The 21,370-nt window shown below is 74.3% G+C and carries 23 protein-coding genes; 8 read left to right on the top strand and 15 right to left on the bottom strand.

What is annotated here, in order from left to right; genetic code table 11:
- Nucleotides 1–128: 128 nt before the first annotated feature.
- Nucleotides 129–1,148 carry a MerR family transcriptional regulator gene (locus tag MRBLMG1_RS29810; RefSeq protein WP_367827262.1) on the top strand — a complete coding sequence of 340 codons (1,020 nt, stop codon included), beginning with the start codon at nucleotides 129–131 and terminating at the stop codon, nucleotides 1,146–1,148.
- Nucleotides 1,149–1,401: 253 nt separating this feature from the next.
- Nucleotides 1,402–1,971 carry a GNAT family N-acetyltransferase gene (locus MRBLMG1_RS29805; protein ID WP_367827261.1) on the top strand — a complete coding sequence of 190 codons (570 nt, stop codon included), beginning with the start codon at nucleotides 1,402–1,404 and terminating at the stop codon, nucleotides 1,969–1,971.
- Between the two features lie 48 nt (nucleotides 1,972–2,019).
- On the opposite strand, the gene MRBLMG1_RS29800 is transcribed toward MRBLMG1_RS29805, so the two are convergent.
- The 4 genes from MRBLMG1_RS29800 to MRBLMG1_RS29785 form a co-directional block, all read right to left on the bottom strand.
- A complete protein-coding gene (locus MRBLMG1_RS29800) occupies nucleotides 2,020–2,667 on the bottom strand; it encodes an alpha/beta fold hydrolase (protein WP_367827260.1) in 648 nt (215 codons plus the stop codon).
- Between the two features lie 413 nt (nucleotides 2,668–3,080).
- Nucleotides 3,081–3,617: a sigma-70 family RNA polymerase sigma factor gene (locus MRBLMG1_RS29795; protein WP_367827280.1), complete on the bottom strand. Its 537-nt coding sequence runs from the start codon at nucleotides 3,615–3,617 to the stop codon at nucleotides 3,081–3,083.
- Nucleotides 3,618–4,011: 394 nt separating this feature from the next.
- Nucleotides 4,012–5,385: a cryptochrome/photolyase family protein gene (locus tag MRBLMG1_RS29790; protein WP_367827259.1), complete on the bottom strand. Its 1,374-nt coding sequence runs from the start codon at nucleotides 5,383–5,385 to the stop codon at nucleotides 4,012–4,014.
- Nucleotides 5,386–5,551: 166 nt separating this feature from the next.
- A complete protein-coding gene (locus MRBLMG1_RS29785; protein ID WP_367827258.1) occupies nucleotides 5,552–7,162 on the bottom strand; it encodes an SDR family oxidoreductase in 1,611 nt (536 codons plus the stop codon).
- A 121-nt stretch (nucleotides 7,163–7,283) separates the two neighbouring features.
- On the opposite strand from MRBLMG1_RS29785, the gene MRBLMG1_RS29780 reads away from it, so the two are divergent.
- Together MRBLMG1_RS29780 and MRBLMG1_RS29775 are read left to right on the top strand one after the other, a co-directional pair.
- Nucleotides 7,284–7,775, top strand: a complete 492-nt coding sequence (locus MRBLMG1_RS29780) for a MarR family winged helix-turn-helix transcriptional regulator (RefSeq protein ID WP_367827257.1) — start codon at nucleotides 7,284–7,286, stop codon at nucleotides 7,773–7,775.
- A gap of 132 nt (nucleotides 7,776–7,907) precedes the next feature.
- Nucleotides 7,908–10,184 carry an MMPL family transporter gene (locus tag MRBLMG1_RS29775; protein WP_414721678.1) on the top strand — a complete coding sequence of 759 codons (2,277 nt, stop codon included), beginning with the start codon at nucleotides 7,908–7,910 and terminating at the stop codon, nucleotides 10,182–10,184.
- On the opposite strand, the gene MRBLMG1_RS29770 is transcribed toward MRBLMG1_RS29775, so the two are convergent.
- The 6 genes from MRBLMG1_RS29770 to MRBLMG1_RS29745 all read right to left on the bottom strand — a co-directional run bounded on the left by MRBLMG1_RS29770 (nucleotide 10,108) and on the right by MRBLMG1_RS29745 (nucleotide 13,898).
- The gene (locus tag MRBLMG1_RS29770; RefSeq protein WP_367827255.1) at nucleotides 10,108–10,809 is read right to left on the bottom strand and encodes a DUF6230 family protein; all 702 of its coding nucleotides are present in this window, start codon (nucleotides 10,807–10,809) and stop codon (nucleotides 10,108–10,110) included. The genes MRBLMG1_RS29775 and MRBLMG1_RS29770 overlap by 77 nt on opposite strands.
- Nucleotides 10,806–11,420: a hypothetical protein gene (locus tag MRBLMG1_RS29765; RefSeq protein WP_367827254.1), complete on the bottom strand. Its 615-nt coding sequence runs from the start codon at nucleotides 11,418–11,420 to the stop codon at nucleotides 10,806–10,808. The genes MRBLMG1_RS29770 and MRBLMG1_RS29765 overlap by 4 nt, the downstream gene beginning before the upstream one ends.
- Nucleotides 11,417–11,809 (bottom strand): DUF6114 domain-containing protein, encoded by a 393-nt coding sequence (locus MRBLMG1_RS29760; RefSeq protein WP_367827253.1) that lies wholly within the window; start codon nucleotides 11,807–11,809, stop codon nucleotides 11,417–11,419. The genes MRBLMG1_RS29765 and MRBLMG1_RS29760 overlap by 4 nt, the downstream gene beginning before the upstream one ends.
- Nucleotides 11,803–12,579, bottom strand: coding sequence for a DUF6230 family protein (locus tag MRBLMG1_RS29755; protein ID WP_367827252.1), 777 nt, complete (start codon nucleotides 12,577–12,579; stop codon nucleotides 11,803–11,805). The genes MRBLMG1_RS29760 and MRBLMG1_RS29755 overlap by 7 nt, the downstream gene beginning before the upstream one ends.
- The gene (locus MRBLMG1_RS29750) at nucleotides 12,576–13,115 is read right to left on the bottom strand and encodes a DUF6114 domain-containing protein (RefSeq protein ID WP_367827251.1); all 540 of its coding nucleotides are present in this window, start codon (nucleotides 13,113–13,115) and stop codon (nucleotides 12,576–12,578) included. The genes MRBLMG1_RS29755 and MRBLMG1_RS29750 overlap by 4 nt, the downstream gene beginning before the upstream one ends.
- Nucleotides 13,116–13,217: 102 nt before the next feature.
- Nucleotides 13,218–13,898 (bottom strand): DUF6230 family protein, encoded by a 681-nt coding sequence (locus tag MRBLMG1_RS29745; RefSeq protein WP_367827250.1) that lies wholly within the window; start codon nucleotides 13,896–13,898, stop codon nucleotides 13,218–13,220.
- Nucleotides 13,899–14,032: 134 nt separating this feature from the next.
- On the opposite strand from MRBLMG1_RS29745, the gene MRBLMG1_RS29740 reads away from it, so the two are divergent.
- Entirely contained in the window at nucleotides 14,033–14,635 is a 603-nt protein-coding gene (locus MRBLMG1_RS29740) for a TetR family transcriptional regulator (protein WP_367827249.1), read from the top strand.
- A 109-nt stretch (nucleotides 14,636–14,744) separates the two neighbouring features.
- Here the strand turns inward: MRBLMG1_RS29740 and lepB are convergent, their stop codons facing one another.
- Both lepB and MRBLMG1_RS29730 read right to left on the bottom strand, forming a co-directional pair.
- The gene (gene lepB / locus MRBLMG1_RS29735; RefSeq protein ID WP_367827248.1) at nucleotides 14,745–15,353 is read right to left on the bottom strand and encodes a signal peptidase I; all 609 of its coding nucleotides are present in this window, start codon (nucleotides 15,351–15,353) and stop codon (nucleotides 14,745–14,747) included.
- 103 nt (nucleotides 15,354–15,456) lie between these two features.
- A complete protein-coding gene (locus tag MRBLMG1_RS29730) occupies nucleotides 15,457–16,524 on the bottom strand; it encodes an AraC family transcriptional regulator (RefSeq protein ID WP_367827247.1) in 1,068 nt (355 codons plus the stop codon).
- A gap of 194 nt (nucleotides 16,525–16,718) precedes the next feature.
- On the opposite strand from MRBLMG1_RS29730, the gene MRBLMG1_RS29725 reads away from it, so the two are divergent.
- Nucleotides 16,719–17,117 carry a Rieske (2Fe-2S) protein gene (locus MRBLMG1_RS29725; protein WP_367827246.1) on the top strand — a complete coding sequence of 133 codons (399 nt, stop codon included), beginning with the start codon at nucleotides 16,719–16,721 and terminating at the stop codon, nucleotides 17,115–17,117.
- Here the strand turns inward: MRBLMG1_RS29725 and MRBLMG1_RS29720 are convergent.
- Nucleotides 17,104–17,784, bottom strand: a complete 681-nt coding sequence (locus tag MRBLMG1_RS29720; protein WP_367827245.1) for a cysteine hydrolase — start codon at nucleotides 17,782–17,784, stop codon at nucleotides 17,104–17,106. The genes MRBLMG1_RS29725 and MRBLMG1_RS29720 overlap by 14 nt on opposite strands.
- 76 nt (nucleotides 17,785–17,860) lie before the next feature.
- Between MRBLMG1_RS29720 and MRBLMG1_RS29715 the strand changes: the two genes are divergently transcribed.
- Complete coding sequence (locus tag MRBLMG1_RS29715) at nucleotides 17,861–18,328, top strand: pyridoxamine 5'-phosphate oxidase family protein (protein WP_367827244.1); 468 nt, start codon at nucleotides 17,861–17,863, stop codon at nucleotides 18,326–18,328.
- 151 nt (nucleotides 18,329–18,479) lie between these two features.
- On the opposite strand, the gene MRBLMG1_RS29710 is transcribed toward MRBLMG1_RS29715, so the two are convergent.
- Nucleotides 18,480–19,382, bottom strand: a complete 903-nt coding sequence (locus tag MRBLMG1_RS29710) for a LysR family transcriptional regulator (RefSeq protein WP_367827243.1) — start codon at nucleotides 19,380–19,382, stop codon at nucleotides 18,480–18,482.
- Nucleotides 19,383–19,455: 73 nt separating this feature from the next.
- On the opposite strand from MRBLMG1_RS29710, the gene MRBLMG1_RS29705 reads away from it, so the two are divergent.
- A complete protein-coding gene (locus MRBLMG1_RS29705; RefSeq protein ID WP_367827242.1) occupies nucleotides 19,456–20,439 on the top strand; it encodes a DMT family transporter in 984 nt (327 codons plus the stop codon).
- A gap of 24 nt (nucleotides 20,440–20,463) precedes the next feature.
- Here MRBLMG1_RS29705 and MRBLMG1_RS29700 read toward each other — a convergent pair whose 3' ends face one another.
- Nucleotides 20,464–20,985, bottom strand: coding sequence for a GNAT family N-acetyltransferase (locus MRBLMG1_RS29700; protein WP_367827241.1), 522 nt, complete (start codon nucleotides 20,983–20,985; stop codon nucleotides 20,464–20,466).
- Between the last annotated feature and the right edge of the window lie 385 nt (nucleotides 20,986–21,370).

Here is a 21,370-nt window from a genome sequence, read left to right as displayed (position 1 = left end):
CAGCGGGCAGCGGGCAGCGGGCAGCGGGCAGCGGGCAGCGGGCAGCGGGCAGCGGGCAGCGGGCAAACCCTCCGACCGAACCCGAGCACCGGTGCGCTCGCATCGTTCGTGCGTCGTAATCTGGAGGCATGTCCGACTCGACGCACGGCGTCACGACCGGTGCGGTGGCACGGCGCCTCGGGGTCTCGCCGACCACCCTGCGCTCATGGGACCGGCGCTACGGCATCGGTCCCGCGATGCGGGAGGGCGGCCGCCACCGGCGATGGAGCCCGGCGGACGTCGCCATGCTGGAGGAGATGTGCCGGCTCACGGCCTCCGGAGTGCCGCCCGCGGAAGCGGCCCGGGCGGCGCGGCGCGACCGGGAGGGACCTCAGCAGTGGACACCGGCCGCTGCGGACCCCCGCCCCACCGCCCGGCAGCCCGGTTCCGGCAACGGCCTGCCGCTCGGCGACGTGCGCCGGGAGTGCCGGGGGCTGGCACGCGCCGCCGTGCGGCTCGACAGCCCGGCGCTGGACGCGCAGTTGCGGGACGTAGTGGCGGAGCACGGACTCGTCACCGCCTGGGAGGAGGTGATGGCGCCCACGCTGCACGCGGTGGGGCGCAAGTGGGAGTCCTCGGGGGACCGGTACGTCGAGGTGGAGCACCTGCTGTCCTGGCACGTGTCGACCGCGCTCCGGCAGACCGCGAGCCCCGAGCGCGGGCCCCTGGTCTCCGCGCCGCCGGTGCTCCTCGCGTGCGTCCCCGGCGAGCAGCACACCCTGCCGCTGGAGGCCTTGGCGGCAGGGCTCGGCGAACTCGGCCTGCCGACCCGGATGTTCGGCGCCGCCGTCCCCGCCGAGGCACTCGACGCGGCCGTACGGCGCATGGGGCCCGCGGCGGTCGTCCTCTGGTCGCAGTCGCGCTCCACGGCGCACCACGCGCTCGCCCGGCACGTCGCCGGAAGCGCGTTCGGAGTCAAAGGGGCCCGGACGTGCCCCCTCGTGGTGCTCGCCGGCCCCGGCTGGGCCGGCCGCACCACGGCGGCGGGCATGCCGCGCCCGGCGGGCCTGCGCGAGGCGCTCACGGTCCTCTCCCGCCTCTACCCGGATCCCGCCTCTACCCGGGACCACAGCCGAGATCTGCCGCCGGGCGAGGCTCCGGACTGGTGACCGGCGGGGGCGACCCGGCACGGGCGACCCGGCCCGGGTGCGCCGGTGCGAGCGACCCGACCCGGACGACCTGGTGCAAGCGGCCCTGTGCGAGCGACCCGCCCCAGGCAACCCGGTGCAGGCGACCCGACCCGGGCGCCCCCGGCGAGCGACCCGACCGGACCACACCCGGGCCGTCCGGCCCGGTCTCCCCGGGCCCCCACGCCGCCGGAATCCGGGTGCGAGCACTCCCCCACCTCGGCACGATGGCCCGATGGAACCCCACCTCCTCGTGCCCGAACTCGCCGCCGACGGCGGATTCACGCTGCGGCCCTGGCGGCTCACGGACCTGCCGCTCGTGCGCGAGGCGGCGGCGGACGACTACATCCCGCTGATCACGACGGTCCCGTCGCCGTACACCGAGCCGGAGGGGGTCGCGTTAGTCGAGCGGCAGTGGGGGCGGGCGGCCACGGGAACGGGGTACCCGTTCGTCATCGTGGACCCCGACGGCCGGCCCGTCGGCAACGCGGGGCTGTGGTCGAGGCCGGAGCCCGACCGCGCGTCGGTGGGCTACTGGGTCGTCGCGTCGGGGCGGGGGCGCGGCGCCGCGCTCACCGCGCTGCGGGCCGTCGCCGACTGGGCCTTGCGGGACCTGGGGCTCACCCGGCTCGAATTGCACGTCGAACCGTGGAACACGGCCTCCGTACGGACCGCCGAACGCGCGGGCTTCCGGCGCGAACGGCTCGTGCGGGACGGCGTGCGGACCCGGTCCGGGTACCGGGACGTGTTCCTCTACGCGCGCCCCGCCGACGCGGCCCCCGGCGCGTCGGCGAACGCCCCGTGACCCCGCACGTCCTGGTGTCGGCCGGGTGCCGCGCCGGGGCCGGCGGCCTCAGCCGTGGGAGAGCAGCGCGGCGGTGAGTTCGGCCGCGCGGCGGTGCCAGAGACCGGCGCCGCGGAGCATGGCGTGGCCTCCCGTCGGCATCGGGATGCCCGCCGCGTCCGCACCGGCCGCCCGTGCCCTGCGCACGAAGTCCCAGGACTCACGGGCGGAGGTGACGCGGTCGGCCTCGTCGTGGAGCAGGTAGAGCCGGCGGCCGCCGAGGTGGTCGACCGGTTCGCCGGTGGGGCACCAGGGCGCGAGGGCGACGACGCCGCGGACGGCCGGGTCGCCGGCGGTCCTGAGCGCGGCGCGCCCGCCCATGGAGTGCCCCACGAGGACCACGGGCACCGGACCCGCCTCCTCGCGCAGCCGGGCGAGGGCGGCCTCGGCGTCCCTGGCGGCGTCGGCGCGGTCGCCGTTCCAGCCCCGGTGGCCGTACCGCACCTCGGCGACCAGGACGTCCCTGCCCCGCACGGCACGTGTCACCGCGGCGACGAAGGGGCGCATGCGCAGCGCGGGGAAATTGAGCGCCGGCGGCGGCTCCGGGCCGTCGGCGCGGCCTCCGTGCAGCAGCAGGACGGCCGCGGCGGGCGCCTGGGGCGCGCTGCGGACGACGAGGCTGCCCGCCTCGGCCCGGCGGGTCCGGCACCCCGTCATCGCGCGCCCGTCCCGGTCGCCCGGCGTCCGGACGGCCGGGGGTGGTCCCCGCTCGTACGGGCCGTGCCGGCCGCGTCACCGCGCCGCTGCACCATGAAGGCCTCCATCCGTCGCTTCACCGCTCCCCGCCGTGGCGGTCCCCTCGCACCCGGGGAGTCGAGCCTGGGAGGCGCAGTCTGCCAGGTCGCACGGTCCGTCAGATACGGGCCCCGGGCTACTCGCGCGACATCGGATACGGACAGGGGCACGCGTACGGGTACGGAGACGGACATGCGCGCGGGCAGGGCGGTGGGCGGCACGCGTGCGCGGGGAGGCCCGCGACGAGCACGCGCGCGTACGGAGACAGCGAAAGGCACGCGTGCGCGTACGGGTTGCCCGTACGCGCACGGCGGCGGGTACCGCTCCCGCTGTGCTCATCCCTCTGCGGCCAGGCCTCGTCGCATGCGCTGGAGGCCCCGGCGCGCGTGGCTCTTGACCGTGCCCAGGGGCAGGCCCGTGCGGTGGGCGATCTGCACCTGGGTCAGGTCGCCGAAGAACGCGAGGGTCAGCACGTCGCGCTGGTCGCGCGGGAGGCGCGCCAGTTCTCGGGTGACGACGATCCGGTCGAGGACGCGCTCGGGGTCCCCCTGCGCGGTGACGGCCGTCTGCAGGGCCGCGCCCGCCGCGGCGACGAGGTCGAGCCTGCGCGTCCGTGCGGTGAGGGCGTCGGCGGTCTTGCGCCGGGCGATGCCGACCAGCCAGGCGGGCACGGGTCCGCGTTCGGGCCGGTACCCGGCGCGTCCCCGCCAGGCGGAGAGGAAGACCTGCTGGGTGACGTCCTCGGCCTCGCGCGCGTCGCCGAGGACGCGGGCCGCGAGGGTGTGGACGAGCCGGCTCCAGCGCCGATGGGCGAGGGCGAGGCACTGTTCGTCGCCCCGGACGAGCCCCCGGCCGATCTCCTCGTCCGACAGCGTGCCGACCGCCTGCCCTGCCGTGTCGACCGCGTGCCCTGCCGTGTCGACCGCCCGCCGTGCCGTGTCGACCTCGTGCCGTGCCGTGTCGTGGGCGGCCGGGCCGGCGAGCGGGAACGGGGCCGTGCGAAGGGCGGGGAGGACGTGGTGGGACGGGGAGACGTGCGGGGACGCGGAGACCTGCGGGGACGCGGAGACCTGCGGGGACGCCGTCGGGGAGACCGGACGGGCGAGCGGGTACGTGGTCGTGGTCATGGCGGCTTCTCCTCCGCCCGGAGCTCGGTGCTCCCGGCCCGTCCAGCGTCCGGCCGGAGAGACGGGGCCTCAAGTCGCATCGTTCGTGCGTCGTATCTCCGGGACGACGTCGGTCCGGCCCCGCGCGCGGCCGGGGAGCTCAGTCCCGGCCGCGCGCCTGCCGGAAGCGGGCGAGGCCGTCGGCGAGGTCCACGATCGGGTCGGGGTAGTCGTACGAGGCGCGGTCCAGGCCCTTCAGCCGCCAGGGTTCGTGGATCGAGGCGCCGGGCAGTTCGGCGAGCTCGGGGACCCAGCGGCGGACGTAGGCGCCGTCGGGGTCGTAACGGCGGCCCTGGAGGACGGGGTTGAGGACGCGGTGGGGGCGGGTGTCGGTGCCCGTGCCGGCGACCCACTGCCAGTTGAGCTGGTTGTTGGCGACGTCGCCGTCCACGAGGAGGGCCAGGAAGTGGCGGGCTCCCTCGCGCCAGTCGACGTAGAGCGTCTTCACGAGGAAGGAGGCGGCGAGCAGCCGGCCCCGGTTGTGCATCCAGCCCTCGTGGGCGAGTTGGCGGAGGGCCGCGTCCACCACGGGGTATCCCGTCCGGCCCTCCCGCCACGCCCGCAGGTCCGCGTCCGCCTGTGCGCCGTGCCGCCAGTGGTCGTGCCGCGGCCGGTAGTCCTCGACGGCAGCCTCCGGGCGTGCGGCGAGGACCTGCTGGTGGAAGTCCCGCCAGCACAGCTGCCGTACGAAGGCTTCGGCACCCGCCCCGCCGCGGGCCCGCGCCCGGTGGACGGCCTCGGTCGCCGAGACCGCGCCGAAGTGGAGGTACGGCGAGAGGCGCGAGGTCGCGTCGCCCGCGAGGTCGTCGTGGCCCGTCTCGTAGGAGTCGGCGTGCCGGGACAGCCAGGCCCCGAGCCTCCGGCGTCCCTCCGTCTCCCCTCCCGTGGCGAGGCCTTCGGACACGTCCGCCACCGAGGCGCGCGTCGGCAGCTCCTCGGAGCGCAGCCCGCCCGGCACCCGTACCTCCCGCGGGGCAGCGAGGGGAGCCCTGAGCGGTTCCGCCGACCAGCGCCTGAGGTACGGGGTGAAGACGGCGTAGTGGTCCGAGCCCTGCGGGGTGACGTCGCCGGGCGGTACGACGGTGGTCACGGCGTCGTGCACGTACAGGCGGCACCCGGCGGACTCCAGCGCCCGCCTCAACCGCCGCTCCCGGCCCCGCGCGAACGCCGAGTGCCCCGCGGCCATGTGGACCTCGTCGGCCTCCGCCCGCCGCACCACGGCGCACACCTCGGTGACGGTGTCGCCACCGCGGACGAGGAGTCGGCCCCCGCGCTCCTTCAGGCAGGCGTCGAGATCGGCCAGGCAGTCCGCGAGGAAGGCGAGACGGTTGGGCGCCGCGAACCCCGCCCGGTCCACCGCGGGGTCCCGTACGAACAGCGGCACGACCTCGTCGGCCGCCTCCACGGCGGCGCGCAGGGGTGCGTGGTCGTGCACGCGCAGGTCGGACGTGAACAGGACGACGGAGACGGTCATGGCGCCACTCCCGGCGATCGGCCACCGGGCGGGCCTCGGGGGGCGCGCGCGCATCCGGTGGGCTGGTGTGCTGACGTGCTGTGAGTGCTGGTCTGCTGCACTCCCCTTCCGGTCCCGGCCGTCCCTCGGATGCGGCAGCCCACGAGTCCCCGGCGGCGGACGCCCGTCACCCGCCGGACAGGCCCGGGCCCTCCTCCCCGCCCGATGCGGCGCCCTTCTCCGCACCCGGTACCGCGCCCTTCTCCACACCCGACACCGTCCCGCTCTCCGTGCCCTGCTCCGCGCGCTGCTCCGCGGCCCGCTCGGCGGTCCGTGCGATCTTCCTCGCCATGCCGCCGAAGACGACGGCGTGGAAGGGCGCGACGCTCCACCAGTACAGCTGTCCCGCGAGGCCCCGGGGGTGGAAGAGGGCGCGCTGGCGGTAGCGGGTGCGGCCCGTGCCGTCGGGTTCGGCGCGCATCTCCAGCCAGGCGAGCCCGGGGAGGCGCATCTCGGCGCGGAGCCGGAGCAGGGTGCCCCGTTCGATCTCCTCGACCCGCCAGAAGTCGAGGGCGTCGCCGACCCGGAGCCGCTGGGCGTCCCGTCGGCCCCGGCGCAGCCCCACTCCCCCGGAGAGCCGGTCGAACCAGCCGCGTACGGCCCAGGCCAGCGGGAAGGAGTACCAGCCGTTCTCGCCGCCGATGCCCTCGATGACCTGCCACAGTTCCCGTGGTCCGGCCTCGACGGTCCGTTCCCGCTCGTCCGTGTAGAGGCTGCCGCCCGCCCAGTCGGGGTCGGTGGGCAGGGGGTCGCTGGGGGCACCCGGCAGCGAGGCGGAGGACCAGCGGGTCGTGACTCCGGCCTCCCTGACCCGCTGGAGGGCGAGGGTGAGGGCACGGTCGAAGGGCACGGGCGTGCCGGGCGTGTCGGGGACGTAATCGGTGATGTCGTGCTCGGCACACACGACCTCGACCCGCAGGGACTCGGCGAGCGGGCGGGCCAGTGCGGCGGGCACGGGGGTGACGAGTCCGATCCACTGGCTGGAGAGACGCGGGGTGAGCATCGGGACGGGCACGATGATCCGCCGGGGCAGTCCGGCGACCTGCGCGTACCTGGTCATCATCTCCCGGTACGTGAGGACGTCCGGGCCCCCGATGTCGAACGCCCTGCTGACGTCCTGTGGCATGCGGGCGCTGCCCACCAGGTAGCGCAGCACGTCGCGCACGGCGATGGGCTGGACGCGGGTGCCGACCCAGCTCGGCGTCACCATCACGGGAAGCCGTTCGGTGAGGTACCGGAGCATCTCGAAGGAGGCGGAGCCCGATCCGATGACGACGGCGGCCCGCAGCACGGTCGTCGGGACGCCGGATTCCAGGAGGATCCGCCCGACCTCGGCCCGTGAGCGCAGGTGCGGGGAGAGTTCCCGCTCGGGGACGCCTGCGGGCGTGAGGCCGCCGAGGTACACGATGCGGCGCACGCCTGCCGCGCGGGCCTCCTCGGCGAAGGTCCGGGCCGCGAGCCGGTCGGTCTCCTCGAACCCGGCCCCCGCTCCCAGGGAGTGCACCAGGTAGTAGGCCACCTCCACGTCGCGGAACGCGGGGCGCAGGCTCGCCGCGTCGGTCACGTCGCCCCGCACCACGTCGACCCGGTCGGCCCACGGGTGGTCCCGCAGGTGGGCGGGGGTGCGGGCGAGGCAGCGGACGCGGTGTCCGGCGCCGAGCAGCTCGGGCACCAGGCGTCCGCCGATGTAGCCGCCGGCACCGGTCACCAGGCAGAGCCCTCCGGGTCGCGTCGTCATGGGATGTGCTCCGTTCCGTCCCTGGAGTTCTCGGCGGCCCCGCGCCGGGCGGTGCCATGACGATTCTTCTCCGTCCGCGGCCGGGACGGATGCGCGGGAACGACGTCTATAGGCTGGACGTGTGCCCAGCGAAGAAGACCGAGACGCTACCGCCGCCCCCGGGGGCGTGACGGGTGACCTGCAGAGCTTCGCCGTCGCGCTGCGCCGGACGCAGGGCGAGATCAACCGCCTGGTGCACGGTTTCGCCCAGGCGCAGGGGCTGCATCCCACGGACGTTCAGGCACTGGCCGTGGTCCTGGACAGTCCAGAGCCGCTGACGCCGGGTCGGCTCCGGGAGCATCTCGGCCTGACGTCGGGCGCGGTGACGGCGTGTCTCGACCGGCTGGAGAAGGCCGGGCACATCCGCAGGTCGCGGGAGAGCGCCGACCGGCGGGTGGTCCACGTGCGGTACGAGGAGGGGGCGAAGGCCGCGGCGCGGCGCTACTTCATGCCGCTCGCGGAGGCGGCGGAGCGGACGCGGGAGCGGTTCGACGGCGAGGAACTCGCGGTGGCCCTGCGCTTCCTGAACACCCTGAACGAGGAGCTCGGCGCCCTGCGCGTTCCGCGTCGCTGAACCGGCCGCATCCGAACGGGCGCTTGCGTCCGAAGGAGTGATGTCCCCGTACGACCGTCGGGAAACCGGCGTGGTACAAATTTCTCTCAATCATTGAGATAGTTAATGATCGAGACACAGTTCGGAGTTCCCATGCCCCGCGCCCCGCGCCGGACCCGCCTCCTCCTGCCCCTGGCACTCCTCGCCGTCTGGCTCGTCGTGGGCGGCGTGCTCGGCCCGTTCGCCGGCCGGCTCGGCGAGGTGTCCACCAACGACCAGGCCGCCTTCCTGCCCCGCAGCGCCGAGTCCACCCGGGTCGTCGAGGAGCAGAAGGCGTTCCGCACCTCCGAGACGGTGCCCGCGATCGTGGTGTGGACCGCGCGGGACGGCGGAGCGCTCGCCCCCGGGTCGACGGAGCAGGCGACCCGCTCCGTCGCCGCCCTCGCCGGACGTCCGGGCGTCGCCGGGCCGCCCTCCCCCGCGCTGGCGTCTGAGGACGGCCGGGCACTGCGGGCCGTCGTCCCGCTCCGGTCCGATCTCGGCGACGAGCTGCCGGTCACGCTGGACGCGGTCCGCGCCGCGGCGGCCTCGGTGCCGGGGACGACGGTGGGGCTCGCGGGACCCGCGGCCACCCAGGCCGACCTGTCCGGCGCGTTCGCCGGCATCGACGGACTCCTGCTCGGCGTCGCGCTGGTCGCGGTGCTGCTCATCCTGCTGGTCGTCTACCGCAGCGTCCTGCTGCCGGTGATGATCATCCTGGGGGCGGTGTTCGCGCTGGGTCTGGCGTGCGCGATCGTGTACGTGCTCGCCGACGCCGGCCTGGTCAGGGTCGACGGCCAGGTGCAGGGCATCCTGTCCATCCTGGTGATCGGCGCGGCCACCGACTACGCCCTGCTCCTGGCGGCCCGCTACCGCGAGGAGCTCGCCGCCCCCGGCGCGGACCGCTTCGCCGCGATGGCGAAGGCGCTGCGCCGCTCCTTCGAACCCGTCGTCGCCAGCGCCGCCACCGTGGCCCTGGCCCTGATCGCCCTCCTCGCGAGCGACCTGGCCAACAACCGGGCGCTCGGCCCGGTGGGCGCGATCGGCATCGTCTGCGCGGTGCTGAGCACCCTCACCTTCCTGCCGGCGGCCCTGGTTCTCACGGGCCGCGCCGCGTACTGGCCGGCCCGCCCGAAGCAGCGGCCCGCAGACACCAGCACGACCGGCACCACCGGCACCGCTGACACCACCGGCACCGCTGACACCACTGGCGCCACCGGCGTGGCTGCCGACACCAGCACCGACGCCCCGACCCCCGCCAAGGGCGGTCATGCCGTCTGGGAGCGCGTCGCCGCCCTCGTCGACCGGGCGCCCCGCAAGGTGTGGGCGATCTCCGTCGCGGGCCTGATGGCCTGCGCCGCCTACGCGCCCGCCCTGGACTCCCGCGGCGTGCCCCTGGACGAGATCTTCGTGAACGACGCGCCGTCGGTCACGGCGCAGGAGACCCTCGGCCGCCACTTCCCCGGCGGCGCGGGCAACCCGGCGGTGATCATCGCCGACGCCCCGGCGGCCGCCCGGGTGGCCGCCGCGGCGGAGGGTGTGGACGGCGTCGACTCGGCCTACCCGGTGGACGCTGCGGGCCGCCCGGCGCCCGCGGCGCCGCTCGTGGTCGACGGCCGGGTGCGCGTCGACGCCACGCTGACCGCCGCGTCCGACAGCGACGCGGCCAGGGAGACCCTCGCCCGGCTCCGTACGGCCGTCCACGCGGTCCCGGAGGCGCACGCACTGGTGGGCGGCTCCACCGCGCAGCAGTACGACACCCAGCGCACGGCGGCACGAGACCGCGCGCTGATCGTGCCGGTGGTCCTGGCGATCATCCTGCTGATCCTGATGGCGCTGCTGCGCTCCGTGGTGCTGCCCCTGCTCCTCGTGGCGACGGTGGCGCTCAACTTCGCCGCCACCCTGGGCGTCTCGGCACTCGTCTTCGAGCACGTCCTCGGCTTCACCGGCACCGACGCGTCCGTGCCGCTGTACGGCTTCGTCTTCCTGGTCGCGCTCGGGGTCGACTACAACATCTTCCTGATGTCGCGGGTCCGGGAGGAGTCGCTGCGCCACGGGGTCCGCGAGGGCGTCCGGATCGGCCTGACCGCGACCGGCGGCGTGATCACCTCCGCGGGTGTGGTGCTGGCCGCGACGTTCGCCGCGCTCGGTGTGATCCCGCTGGCCTTCCTCGTACAGATCGCGTTCATCGTCGCCTTCGGGGTCCTGCTCGACACGCTGGTGGTCCGCTCGCTCGTGGTCCCGGCGCTCGTGCGCGACCTCGGCCCGCGGGCGTGGTGGCCGGGCGTGCTCTCCCGCCCCCGCGCCGACGGGGTCACGGGGTCCCCGGAGTCCCCGTCGGCTGGGCCGGAGCGGGGCAGGCCACGACCCCGGGCCGGACGGAGAGCCTGAGTCCGGGTGCGGTGAGGAGGCCCGGGATCTGGAAGTCCTGCGCGGTGCCGGCGATCGCGTCGAACTTGGCGTAGCGCGCCTGGATGCCGAAGCGGTGCTGCGGGCTGTCCAGGGGGTTGACGACGTACGCGCCGGTGGCGTCCTTGACGGTCTTCACGTCGGCACCGTTGACGTTCAGGTCGACGACGCCGTCCATGTCGAGGACGCCGGTGGCGCTGCGCAGGTCGAGGACGGTGTTCTTCGTCCTGATCTCCCAGGAACCGGGGTTGTCGTCGCCGAGGGTCAGCAGCAGCGTGTACGTGGCTCCCGCGATCTGCTGCCGCTGGCTGAGGCAGAGGCCGTTGAGCATGCCGTCGGCGAAGCCCATGCGGAGCACCCGTTGGGTCGCGGTGGACCCGTCGGGCCGTACGACGGTCTGGTCGACGACCGCGGCGCCGTACTGGGTTCCGTACAGGCTGCTGGTGGTGAAGTCGACGGGCCGGTCCTGGATCCGGAGGCCGACGGCCAGCGCTCCGCCGGCCATCGCGGAGCCGATGCCGCCGGCGGCGGCGAGCGCGGGCACGGCGACGGCCAGGGAGCGGCGCCAGTGGGTGCGCCCCTCGACGGGGCGGTGGTCGGGGCTCATGGGGTGGTCACCGTGATGGTCCCGGGGAGGTGGACGGGGTTGTCGGTGGAGTTCAGGGCGGCGTGGTCGTCGACCGTGCGGATGGCGTAGATGTCGCCGACGAAGTCCTCGGCCCCGGCGGTGAGGGGGATGAAGGAGCCGAAGAAGTCGAGCAGGCCCTGCACCCCGCAGATCTTGACGAGCACCCGGACGCAGACGTTGGTGATGTTCCCCCACATGGTGGTCGTCTCGGGGTTCCCTGCGCTGTCGTATCCGCCGAGGGAGCCCTCCTGGGGCACGTCGATGGTGACGGTGTGGCCGGCCGCCCGCTGGGTGACGTTCATGTGCGAACGGATCTTGAGCTTGGTGAAGGTGTACTGGGTCGTCGTCCGCGTCGTGCCGTCGGAGAGGCGGATGGTGACGTTCTTGTCCACGGTCATGGAGACGGCGACCATGCTGGAGATGGTGACGTGCAGGGCGTCCGGCGAGGGCAGGAAGGGCACGCCCAGCGGTTCGGGCGCGGCGGTCGGCCCCGAGGCGCTGCTCGGCTGGCCCGACCAGACGGCGGTGACGACCGCGAGCAGCAGGGCGGCCGGCACCGCGAGGGCCTTCCGGCGGGTCCGGCGCGTCATCCCTCCACCGCCTCGCGTGCCCGGCGCGGGCGCTTGGCGCCCCAGCCCACCATCATCGAACCGCCGAGGACTCCGAGCGCCATGCCGAGGAGGAATCCGCCGAGGTTGGAGACGACCAGCGAGACGACCGCGAGGACCGCGCCGATCAGCCCGAAGGTGTACCGCTGGGCGGGCAGCGCGAGCGGGACGAGCCCACAGAGGATCATCCCGCCGCCGACCAGGTAGCCGGCCACTCCCCCGAACCCCGTGCTGACGATCAGCTGCAGGGAGCTGAGGGAGAACTTGAGGACGGTCCAGCCGCCCGCGACCAGCCACACCCCGCCCCAGAACGGCCGGGTGCGGCGGAAGGCGCGGAACCAGCGGTGCGCCGCCTTCGCCCGGCTCAGCATGCGGTGGCCGATCCCGCGACGACCCTGATCCTCAGGTCGGGCAGGACGAGCGCCCCGGCCATCTCGGCGTCGTAGGCGGTGGCGTTGAGGCCGTGCAGCTTGATGGAGCTGCCGCCCTCGCCGCCGGCCGAGCCGAGGCCGAACCCGCCGGGCAGGGCGCCGGTGAGCGGCTTGCCGGCCACGGTGACCTGGTCGGCGGACTGGCCGATGACCGCGTTCTGGAGCGTGGTGGGGCCGTACGCCTGGAGTTCGGTCGCCTGGATGTAGAGGTTCGACGCGTCGATGTCGGTGGTGAAGGTCCCCGGCGGGGTGGCGGTCACCGTCTGGCCGCCCGTCAGGAGCAGCGAGTACGGCACTCCGGCGATCGTCTGGTGCACGATGCCGCACAGTCCGGCGAGCCCGGCGCTCGCGAAACCGACCCGCGCCATGGCCGTGTTGGTGGTCGACGTGCCGTCCGGGCGGCCCACGGCCGGGGTGTTGACGACGGCTCCGAAGCCGGTGCCCGCGACGCCGTTGGACGTCAGGGTGAAGGGCTGTCCTGTGACGCTGAAGTTGGCGGCGAGCGCGCCCTGAGCCAGCGCCGTGCCGAGCGCGCCGACGGCGATCACCGACGGGACGAAGGCCAGCGCGCCGCGACCCCAGCGGGTGCCCCGCCGGGTGCCGTCGGTGGCCTCGGCGAGCATCCTGGCGTTCCAGTCGGAGACGGCACGGGGGCCGGCGGCGCGTACGCGGGCGAGGGACGGGCCGAGGCGGTCTGTCATGCGTGTCATACGGATCCGCTCCCAACGGACGCGGGGGGTACGGGCGTTCCGGCGGCCGGCCCGCGGCTGCGGCGCAGCAGGCCGCCGTGCCTCCTGGCGGGCTTCTCGGGCAGCCAGGCGAACGCCATCGAGCCGCCGAGGACGGAGAGGACCATGCCGACGAACAGGCCGCCGAGGTTGGACAGCGGGAAGGAGGCGACTCCCGCGATCACGGCGATGACGCCGGCGGTGTGGCGCTGGCTCGGCAGCAGCAGGACGAGCAGGGCCATCGCCATGATGACGACGCCGCCGGCCATGCCGGCGATCCCGCCGACGCCGACCTGGAGGATCTTGCCGAGCGGCGCCATCGGCAGGAAGAAGACGACGAAACCGCCGGTCCCGGTCCAGAGGGCCGCCCAGAAGGGCCGGGTGCGGCGCCAGCTGCGGAACGCGCGGCGTGCGCGGTGCGCCCTGCCCCGGTCGGGTTCCCGGGACGGTTCGGCGAGCTCGGCGGGCTCGGCCGACACCGTCGGCCCTGCCTGTCCGGGGGGCGGATCGGTGGTCATGAAGGCCTCACAGCGGTGGGTCGAGGGGGGGGAGGCCGGAGCCCCGCGCGGTACGGGATGCGCGGGGCCCCGACCCGTTCGGGCGGTGCGGTCGCGTCCGGGTCAGCAGGCCTTGTCGCCGTGGGTGATGCCGATCGCGAGGTCGGGCAGGGTGATCGCGCCGGAGATCGTGGCGCCGTTGGCGTCGGCGTTGAGGTTCTTGATGTCCGTGCGGCCACCGGTGGCGTCCAGGCCGAACTGGCCCGGGGTGCCGTCGTTGATGCCGGTGCCCTTGATCGCGGCGCCGTCGGCCGCGGCGCCGATGGTGTTCGGGGTGGCGTCGCTCGCGTTGAGCGTGGCTGTGGCGGCCTTGAGCGACTGGGCGTCCAGGACCAGCTTGTTGGCCTGGAGTCCGGCACCGCCGACGAGCTGGTCGCTGGTGAGCGGGGTGGCCGCGGCGGGCGAGGAGATGTTCAGCGACCACGTGCCGAGGCTGCCGATCACCGGGAGGTTGACGGACTGGACGGCGTGGACGCAGATGCCGTCGAGACCGGCCTTGGCGATGCCGACCTCGGCGGCGCCCTTGGCCCCGCCGGCGTCGATGGTGTGCATGACGGCGCCGATGCCCTGGGGCGCGGCCACGGTCTTCGAGCTGAGGGTGAAGGGGACGCTCGTCAGGGAGAGGTTCGCGGCGAGCGCGCCCTGGACCATCGCCGTGGCCATCGCCGCGACGGCCGCGGTCGCGGGCACGGCCAGGAACGCCGATCTGCGCCAGCGGGTGACACCTCTGGTCTCGTTCTGCATGGGATCTCCAACCTTCGTGCCGCACCGGTCGAATGACACTTCGCGGCTGCCTGTTCGAGAATTGGACACTCTTGGAAGGAGTGTCAATACTTCGGACAATCCTGGGGAGAATTGCGCTGGACTAGGCTTGGCCGATGCCACGGTTCAGGGAGACGGTTCGGACACTGCTGCGCGAGCGCCTGCTGGACGCCGCGTACGAGGCGGTCGCGGACCGCGGGTTCGACAAGCTGCGCATGGCGCACCTGGCCGGCGCGGTCGGCGTCAGCCGCCAGACGCTGTACTCGGAGTTCCCGTCCAAGGAGGCCGTCGGCGAGGCCCTCTTCCAGCGCGAACTGGAACGCTGCCTCGTCGGCATCCAACAGGGCCTGGACGCCCACCGGGACGACCTCCACGCGGCCGTCGAGGCGGCCGTCGGCTTCACGCTCACGCTGGCCGGCCGCAACCCGCTGATCAAGGCCATGCTGACCAGCGCGGGCGAGGACGGACTCCTCCCCTACCTCACCACCCGCTCCGCCGCCGCATTCGAGACGGCGACGGCGATGGCCGACGCGTACGTCACGGAGGCCTGGCCGACCGTCGACCCGGTGGCCCGCGAACTGGCCGTGGACGCCGCGGTCCGGCTGACCGCCAGCCACATCGTGCAGGCCGGCCCCTCCCCCGAGGCGTCGGCCCGCCGCATCGCGGACACCGTGGTCCGGGTCGCCCTGAGCACCGGCCAGGAGAAGATCCCCGGGTAGCGTCTACGGCCACGTGAAGGGCTCCGGCAGCGCCTACGGACCCGGCCACACGAAGGCCCCCCCAGGTAGCGCCCACGGACCCGGCCACACGAAGGCCCCCCGCCAGCGCCTACGGACCCGGCCCCCCGTACGCCTCAAGGACCGGCCGGTTGCCGACGTCGCGCGCCGACGTGACCGGGAAGGCCCGCAGCCCGACCCTCCCCTCCACCCGGCCGATGTCACCCCAGCCGTACCTCCGCGAGTCGTCCGACAGGTCGGGGTTGTCCCCCAGGTAGAAGAACGCGCCCTCGGGCACGGTCCGCATCCCGGGCCGCGCCGACCGCTTGCCGTCAGGTGCGCAGCAGGCACCCGTACGGCGGGCCTGGGCCGTCCACTGGGGCGCCACCACCCGGTATACGGGCCCCCGCCCGCCCTCCTGAAGGAGCACCTGGAACGGCTCCTCCGGCGTGGACACGACGGCGACCCGGTCACCCGGCAGCCCGATCACCCGCTTCACCAGCAGCGCGTCCCTCCCGGTGGCCCGCAGCAGCACCACGTCGAACCGGCGGGCCTCGCCCGCCGACCCCGGCGCGACGAGGATCCGGTCCCCTTGCTGGAGGGTGGGTGCCATGCTCGTGCCCTCGACCCTGACACCGAGCGCGGTCACCGCCACACCCGCGACGAGACTGAGCAGCACACCGACCCCGAGGACGACACCGGCCACCCGGCGCGCGTTCACCGGCGGGGCGTGGGGTCCGGGGGCCTCGCGGCGCCGGACCGGTCGATTTCGGTCATGGCGGGACGGTAGGACGGGGCACGGACGGCGGCCGTGACCGTACCGCTCACGGTTGTTGACCGCGACCGCCGACGTCCGCCGCGGCCCCCCGGGACCTCGTCCGGTACGCCCGGGGCGTCTCGCCCGTCCAGCGCCGGAACGCCCGGTGGAAGGCGCTGGGTTCGGAGAACCCGAGCTGGCGGGAGAGCCGCTCGATGGAGACGCGGCCGCCGGCCAATTCGGCGATGGCGTGATCACGCCGCACCTGGTCGCGGAGCCGCTGGTACGTGGTCCCCTCGGCGGCCAGTTGGCGGCGGAGGGTCTGCGGGCTGACGGACAGCCGGTCGGCGAGTTGTTCGGGCGTCGGCACCGGCCCGGCGGGCAGGGCCCTCCCGATCAGGTGCCGCACGCGGCCCGTGGCCGTACTGCCGTAGTCGGCGCAGACGAGCACGTCGACCGGGGCGCGGCGGAGGAAGACCTTGAGCGCCGCCGCGTCGCGGAGGACCGGCTCGTCGAGGTCCGCCCGGTCGAAGACTGCGGCGGTGCGCCCGGCGCCGAACACCCGGGGCGCGCCGAACAGGAGGGCGTACTCCCCGGCGTGACGGGGTTCGGGGTGGGCGAACTCGACCCGCCGCAGGCCGATCCGGCGGCGGATGAGCCAGCCGGCGAAGCGGTGCGCGACGAGCACGGTGGACTCGGCGCCGAAGTGGAGCGGATCGTCGTACGCGGAGACGTCGAACTCCATGCGGGCCTCGTCGGGTTCGCCGGCCTCCCCCGCCGCGGGCTCCACGAGGCGGAAGCGCGGTCCGGCGGGGAAGAGGGAGTAGAAGGCCTGGCAGCGCCGGAGCGCCTCGCGCAGGTCCCGGCTGCCGTGGACCGCGACGTGGGCCATCATCGCGAAGGTCCCCACCTTGCTGGGCGCGCCGCCGAAACCGATCAACTCGTCATCGAGCGTGGCCCACAGCATCCTGACGAGCTGTCCGAACTGTTCGGCCGTCACGCGCGCGCGGGGTTCGTCTGCGAGGGTGGAGGGCAGTCCGGCGCGGGCGAGCAGCGACGCCACGGCCACCCCGCGCCGCTCCGCGCCGAGGAGTGCGGCCCGTACGTGGTGGGCGCTGACCGAGTGCGTCGGCATGTGTGTGGCCCCCGTCCCGGCGGTGTCGGGCCCCGGGTTCGCCGGAGCTGGACACTTTCATCGAAGGATGTCCAAGTTCCGACACTCTACTGGGAACTGTAAGGCGCCCGAAGACGCCATCCTGTGAACGGGACACAGGTCACAGACGTACCGTCATGACGGACAGCAGTGCACCGAGGGAAGAGGGGCAGTACATGAGTGGAGTGGCACGCCGGACGGTGGTCGCGGCGGCGGGCAGCGCGGGCCTGGTGGCGGCGCTCGCCGCCTGCGGCGGCGGCTCGGACGACAAGAACACGGCAGCGGAAGGCGCCACGCTCGCCCGCACCGGCGACATCCCGGTGGGCGGCGGGAAGGTGCTCGCCGACCAGGGGCTGGTGATCACCCAGCCGAAGGCCGGCGAGTTCAAGGCCTTCTCCTCGAAGTGCACCCATCAGGGCTGCGCCGTGAGCAGCGTCAAGGACGGCGTCATCGTCTGCCCGTGCCACCAGAGCCACTTCGACGTGTCCGACGGCAGCGTGAAGTCCGGCCCGGCGTCCGCCCCGCTGCCCCCGACGCCGATCCAGGTGGTGGGCGAGGAGATCAGCCTCGGCTGACGGCACCTCCGGTCCGCCCCGGACCGCGGGGAGCCTTCCAGCAGTCCAGCACCTCGTCGGTCGTGGTGATCGTGGCGACGAGGGCGAGGGTGTGACGGATCATCGCGGGGGTGTAGTCGGCCGGCACCCCCGCGATGGCGTCCCCGGGCACGACCACCGTGTAGCCGAGGTTCACGGCGTCGAAGACCGCGTTGGGCACGGCCACGTTGGCCGAGACGCCGGTGACGATCAGCGTCCGGCAGCCGAGGTTGCGGAGCAGCGCGTCGACGTCGGTGCCCGCGAGCGGCGAGAGTCCGTGCAGACGCCGGACCACGAGGTCCTCGTCGGCGACCTCGATCGGCGCGGCGATCCGTACCGCCGTACTGCCGCTGTGCTGCTGCACGGGCAGCCGGCCCGCGGCCCGGAACAGCCGGGCGTTGGTGTTGGCCCCCCGGCCGTCGGGGCGCCGCTCGGCGACGGCGTGCAGCACCTGGACGTCCGCCCGGTGCGCCGCGGCGACCAGCCGGGCGACGTTCCGCAGCGCGCCCGATCTGCGGGCGGCGGCGGCCAGTTCGGGCAGCGCGCTGTCCGGACCGACCACCCCCTGCTGGCACTCGACGGTGAGCAGGACGACGCCGCCGTCCGGGCGGAGCCGTTCCCCGAGCCGTTCTGCCGAACTCTGACCCATGGTCTCCCCTTGCACGCGCGCGGATGGCCCTCCATGCTTTCTGACGTCTCATCAGAAATCCAGAAGGGTGCGGACGATGACCGTCGCACAGCGCCGTGGACGCCGGATCATGATGACCCCGGCCGAGCTCGACTCCTTCCTCGCCGAACAGCGCACCTGCCGGGTCGCGACCGTCTCCTCCGACGGCCGGCCGCACGTCAGCGCACTCTGGTTCGCCTGGGACGGGACCTCTCTGTGGCTGTACTCGCTGACCCGCAGCCGCCGCTGGGCGGAACTGCGCGCCGATCCGAGGATCGCCGTCGTGGTCGACGACGGCGAGGACTACGGCGACCTCCGCGGGGTCGAACTCTCGGGCACCGCCGTCTTCGTCGGCGAGTCCCCGCGCACCGGCGAACCGTGCCCCGAACTCGACGTCCCCGAACAGCTCTTCGCCGCCAAGAACTTCGGCCTGGACGCCATGCCCCACGACGGCCGGCACGCCTGGCTCCGCCTCACCCCGGACGCCCTCGCCTCCTGGGACTTCCGCAAACTCGCCGACCTCTGACCGACCGGACACCCCACGCCGGACGGCCGCGAGCCGGGGTCGGTCCGGGGCGGCCCGGCCCGGCCCGGGTCGGTTCGGGTCGGGTCAGGTCAGGTCAGGTCAGGTCAGGTCAGGTCAGGGCGGGTCGGGTCGGGTCGGGCACCCAAGGCCCTTAGCTCCCCAGGGGCTCCGCCGCCGCACTCAGCGCCGCGACGACCGCCCGTACGGAAGGCCGGCGGCCCGCGTCGGCGCGCCAGGTCGCGTAGATGTGCCGCCGAACCTGCTGCCGTACGGGCACGAAGACGACCCCTTCCGGCACCGGACGCCCGAGCCGGGGCGTGACGCACACGCCGAGCCCGGCCGCCACGAGGGCCAGCTGCGTGTGGTGCTCCCCCGCGAGGTGTCCGATGCGCGGCTCGATGCCCTGCGAGCGCAGGGTGAACATCAGCCAGTCGTGACAGAACTCGCCCTCGGGCCAGGACACCCACTCCTCGTCGGCGAAGTCCTCCAGGTCCACCGCCTCGCGGCCGGCCAGCCGATGCCCGGCGGGCAGGGCCACGTCGGCGGAGTCGTCGAGGAGGTGGGCACGCTCAAGGCCGCCGGGCACGGGCGCCCGCTTGTTGCTCCAGTCCAGGACGAGGGCGAGGTCCGCGTCGCCGCGCAGCACCGCGCGCACCCCCTGCTCGGGCTCCAGCTCCGCCGTACGCACCCGGAGCTCGGGGTGGCCTTCGCGCAGGGCGGCGAGCGCGGCGGGGAACAGTCCCCGGGCCGCCGTGGGGAAGGCCGCGGCGCGCACCTCGCCGACCACCTGCCCCCGCTGGGCCTCGATGTCGGCCTGGGCCATCTGGACCTGGGACAGGATGCGGGCGGCGTGCTCGGCCAGCAGCAGTCCGGCGTCCGTGAGCCGCACGCCCCGGCCGTTCTTGGCGAGCAGCTGCTGGCCGACCTCGCGCTCCAGCTTGGACAGCTGCTGGGAGACGGCCGAGGTCGTGACGTGCAGCCCGTCGGCCGCGCCGCTGACCGAACCGTGCCGGGCGACGGCGTCGAGGGTGCGCAGGCGCTCCAGGTTCAACATGTAAGCGATCCTAAGCGAAGGGGTCGAGGAATTCTCGCTTGTCCTAAGAGGTGGGGCCCGTCACCCTGACTGCATGAGCCCCGCAACCCCGGCCACCGCCCACACCTCACGCCTGCTCGACTGGCGCGTCCGCTTCGGCGCGCTCGCACTCATCTGGGGCTTCAGCTTCCTGTTCATCAAGGTCGGTACGGAGGGCTTCGCCCCGTTCCAGGTCACCTTCGGCCGGCTCCTCTTCGGTACGGTCGTCCTCGCCGTCGCCCTCGTCGTGAAGCGCGACCGCCTTCCCCGGGGCGCCCGCACCTGGGGTCACCTCGCCGTCGCGGCCCTGCTCCTCAACGCCCTGCCGTTCTCCCTCTTCGCGTACGCCGAGCTGACCATCCCCTCGACCCTCGCGGGCATCTGCAACGCGACGACGCCCCTCTGGGGCATGCTCCTCTCCCTCGTCGCCCTCTCCGAGGACCGCCCCACCCGGGTCCGGGCCGCCGGCCTGGGCATCGGCTTCATGGGAGTCCTCACCGTGCTGGGCGCCTGGCAGGGCTTCTCCGGCCTCGACGTGACCGGCACCGCCCTCGCCCTCCTCGCCTCCTTCAGCTACGCCGTCGGCTGGATCTACGTCCGCCGCACCCTCGGCGGCACCGGCGCCTCCCACCTCTCCCTCGCCACCTCCCAGGTGGGCCTCGCCACCCTCCAACTCGCCGCGATCACCCCCTTCTTCACGTCCCTCCCCAAGTCCGTCGAGGTGCTCCCCCTCCTCGCCGTCATCGCCCTCGGCGCCCTCGGCACCGGCTACGCGATGCTCCTCCAGTACGGCGTCGTCGCCGAGGTCGGCCCCACCACGGCCTCCATGGTCACCTACTTCATCCCCGTCATCGCCACCACCGCCGGCGTCGCCCTCCTCGACGAACACCTCACCTGGAACACCCCCCTCGGCGCCCTCATCGTCCTCGCCGGCGCCGCCCTCACCCAAACCCGCACCTCCCCCCGCACCCCACCCACTCCCCCCACCCCTACCTCCCCCACCCCGACCCCGACCCTCCACCCGGCCACCCGCCCCTGACCGAGGCCCCTCAGTAGCCCTCGCTCACCCTCGTGCCCGTGCGAGGGCAGTACCGGTGTCGACGACCCAGTGGTTGGTACGCAGAACCCGCTCAGCGAACGTCACCTCGCATTCGCCGATGAACCGAAAACCGAGAGATCGACAAATACCGTTCGAAGGACCGTTACTCCGCGCCGGAAACGCATGCACGAGCCCCCAGCGGCCCTCGTCCCTCGCCCGTTCGAGCACACTGCGGACCGCACTCTTGGCCAGTCCACGCCCCTGGAACTCCGGCAGGACCATCCATCCGATCTCCGACACGGGCCCGTCCTCCGCATCGTGAGACCACACGGTCACCGTTCCCGCCACGACCTCAGGCGCCGCCGGGTCAGGGACGATCATCTTGATCCAGTCGCGATCCCCCGCCGCCCTCTCGACATCACGCCGGACCTTGTCCTCCATACCTTCCCGTGGCAGCGGACCGCCCAGTTCGGCCATCATCACCGGATCACACCGCATCCTCACGTACGCATCGACATCACCAAGCCGGACGTCACGCAACTGCATTCACTTCCCCTTCCCCCCTGAACCACCCACATGATCCCCCGCCCGGCACAGACCCTCGCCTGCCCAAGCTCCGACCTACCCGGCCCCGCGTCAGCCCGCGCCCGCCACCCACTCCCGCGTAGGCCCGCGCCGCCACCCACTCCCACGTAGGCCCGCGCCGCCGCCCACTCCGGCGTAAGCCCGCACTCGCCCCCGCCCGCCACCCACCGACGCCCGCGGGGGCCCGCGCACTTGCCCGCGGCCGCCACCACCCAGCGTGGGGCCGCGCCCGCCATTACCGACGCCCGCGCTTGCCTGCACCCGCCACCCACCGACCCCTGCACGGGCCCGCGCCCGCCGCCCGCCGCCCCTGCGTGGGCCCGGGTACGCCCGCGCTGGCCCGCGC

The organism is Streptomyces sp. LMG1-1-1.1 (assembly GCF_040815545.1).
Taxonomy (GTDB): Bacteria; Actinomycetota; Actinomycetes; order Streptomycetales; family Streptomycetaceae; genus Streptomyces.
This window is presented reverse-complemented; position numbering and strand designations above follow the sequence as displayed.